General features: G+C 66.7%; 2 protein-coding genes. Both read left to right on the plus strand.

Annotation, left to right across the window (positions count from 1 at the left end; all coding sequences use genetic code 11):
• Positions 1–423, plus strand: a 423-nt coding sequence (locus tag QOC69_RS09875; protein WP_526438855.1) for a class II aldolase/adducin family protein, incomplete at its 5' end; no start/stop codon positions are given.
• A gap of 335 nt (positions 424–758) precedes the next feature.
• Positions 759–2,735 (plus strand): GAF domain-containing protein, encoded by a 1,977-nt coding sequence (locus tag QOC69_RS09880; RefSeq protein ID WP_526438857.1) that lies wholly within the window; start codon positions 759–761, stop codon positions 2,733–2,735.
• The last annotated feature ends 100 nt before the right edge of the window (positions 2,736–2,835 follow it).

The following is a 2,835-nucleotide window of genomic DNA, read 5'->3' on the forward strand; positions in this document are numbered from 1 at the left end:
TCCGCGGCCCATTGCCACACTCCGTACGGCACACCGTTCTCGACGGCCGTCGCCCATCTCGAGCCGATCTCGCAGGAGTCGTGCGCGTTCTTCGGCGACCACGAGATCTTCGACGACGAGGAGGTCAACATCACCTCGGTCGATGGCGGCAAACGGATTGCGGGGGCCATCGGTGGTGCACGGGCGGTGATCCTGCGCAACCACGGACTGCTGACGGTAGGTGCCACCATCGACGCCGCGGTCGGTTACTTCCTGTTGATGGAACGCTGCGCCGAGGTTCAGGTGAAGTCCCGCGACGCTCGCCCCATCGGAGCCGAGGCGGCCCGCCGTGTCCACGACGAGTTCGACGAGGTCGCCGCGTGGCAGGTGTTCCAGTGGGCGCAGCGCAGCTACGTGCCCGACCCCGGCGTGACGGGGCAGTAGCGGCGGCAGTTGTCACGACGCGCGAAACAGCCGCAGGGAGAACGGCTTTCCTGAAACGAACCGTCTCGTGACGTTTCGTGGCATGAGGGGCTGGGCTGGCTCCGCTGATACCCAACGATCCCGGTTACCCGGAACTCGAGCTTGCCTGTCTGCGGGTGGCGCCGTTCAGCCAAGGCCCAGTTTCGCTGAGCAGCAAATACAGCAGCCCCGGGCATCTGCGACAGGCGTGTTTCGGCACTACCATCGTGTTGCAGTGTTACGGCCAGCCGCCTACACGCTGGTAGAGGACCTGTCTTGCGCAGGGACTGGCCGGATGGGTCGAAATTGATGGATCGATGAATTCGCGGGCCGACGCCACCGCCAGCATTCGGCGGGCGCGGGAACGGTTCATGTCCGTGGGGTGGCTCGAAGCGGACACCCCACGGCCCGATGTGCTGGACTCATGGCGTCGATCGCAGGCCTTGGGCATCCACCCGGACCGGTTCGATCTGCCGTTCGTCCGGGAGCCGAATACCGACTCACCACTAAATACTGCGGCCTCAGTAGTGCTTCACCAACTCGCCGACGACCTAGCGGCACAGTCGGTGAGCGTCATCCTTACCTCGGCCGATGGTGTGGTTCTGCAGCGCGTGGCCTCGGACCCGACGATCATGAACGCCTTGGACACCGTGCGGCTGGCGCCCGGCTTCAGCTACGCCGAGGAGTTCGTCGGCACCAACGGGATCGGCACCGCGCTTGAGACGGGGCGGCCAACGTTCATCCGCGGCGGCGAGCACTACGTAGGGACCTTGGGCGGGCTAGCGTGCGCGGGGGTGCCGATACTCGATCCGTTGACACGAAGGATCGTCGGCCTCGTCGATCTCACGTGCTGGGACGGCCAATCTGATCCGATGCTGTTCGCGCTGGCCAGGAGTGCGGGCAGCCAGATAGAGGTCCGGATGAGTGCGCTGGCCCACGAAAGTGAGACGGCACTTCTACGGGCCTACCAGGAACAGACCCGACGGTTCCCGCTTGGCGTCCTCGCGATCGGCGGCGAGGTTGTGCTGATGAACCCTCATCTGCGGCAGACACTCGACGCCGCCGACCAGCTCGCGCTGCTGGAACACGCGTCGACTCTGCTCCCTTCCGCGGTCGCCACGACTGTGCTGGCCCTGCCCAGCGGGAACACCGTCAAGGTCGCCGTCGTCGAGCGGGCGGCAACTCGCGGCGGCACGACGAACGCTGTCTTCCACGTCCACCTCGCCGCCGATGCGATCGCGCGCCCGCTCGGGTTCGATCAGTCGCCGGAGCGGTTGGTCGCGGTGAGTCACGACGCCCTGGGTGTGCTTGCGGAGCAACAGGCTTCGTTGCGACAGGTGGCGACACTCGTCGCACGAGGGGTCGACCCGTCCGAGGTGTTCTCCGCGGTAGCCGACGAGTTGGCCCGTTGCATGAACGTGCAGCACTCGACGCTCTTCCGCTATGAAGCCGACGGCGCGGCGACGCTGCTCGCGGCCCGCCACGAGCACGGTTCGACCGCGTTGCCCATCGGTGAGCGCTTTCCGCTCGAGGGGGAGAACATCGGGGCAAAGGTGTTGCACTCCGGCCGAACCGCCCGGATGGACAGCCACGACGATGCTCCCGGCGTCGCCGCCGCCACCGTTCGTGAGCTGGGGATCCGCTCTGCGGTCGGGGTGCCGATCATTGTCGAGGACCGCTTGTGGGGGGTGGCGATCGTCGGCTCGACCCGACCCGAGCCGCTGCCCACCGACACCGAGGCGCGGGTGGGGGACTTCACCGATCTGATCGGGACCGCCATCGCAAATGCCGAAGCCCGCACGCAACTCACCGCATCTCGCGCGCGGATCGTGGCCGCCGCCGATGAGGCCCGTCGTCGTCTGGAGCGCAATCTGCACGACGGTGCTCAACAGCGGCTGGTCTCGCTCGGCCTCCAACTTCGTGCGGCGGAGGCCTCCGTCCCGCCGGAACTGGACCAGCTCAAAGAGCAGATTTCTGACCTCGTGACAGGGTTGGCCGGTGTGTCGGAGGACCTGCACGAGATCTCGCGGGGGATCCATCCGGCGATCCTGACCAACGGACTGGGCCGAGCGCTCAAGACGCTGGCGCGCCGCTCCACCGTCCCCGTCGAGCTCGAAGTGGCCATTGAACGACAAGTGCCGGAGCCTGCCGAAGTGGCCGCCTATTACGTGGTCGCCGAGGCTCTCACCAACGCCGGCCAAACAGGCGCGAGCTTCCAGGGTGGACGTCTGCGTGGACACCGACGGTGCGAATCTTCGTCTCATGATTACCGACGGCGGAATCGGGGGAGCTGACTCACGCAAGGGCTCCGGGCTGATTGGCCTGACGGACCGCGTCGAGGCTCACGGCGGCCAGTTGGCGATCTCAAGTCAGACCGGACGCGGGACGTCACTG

The sequence above is a fragment of the Mycobacterium sp. genome, from assembly GCF_032162105.1.
Taxonomy (GTDB): Bacteria; Actinomycetota; Actinomycetes; order Mycobacteriales; family Mycobacteriaceae; genus Mycobacterium.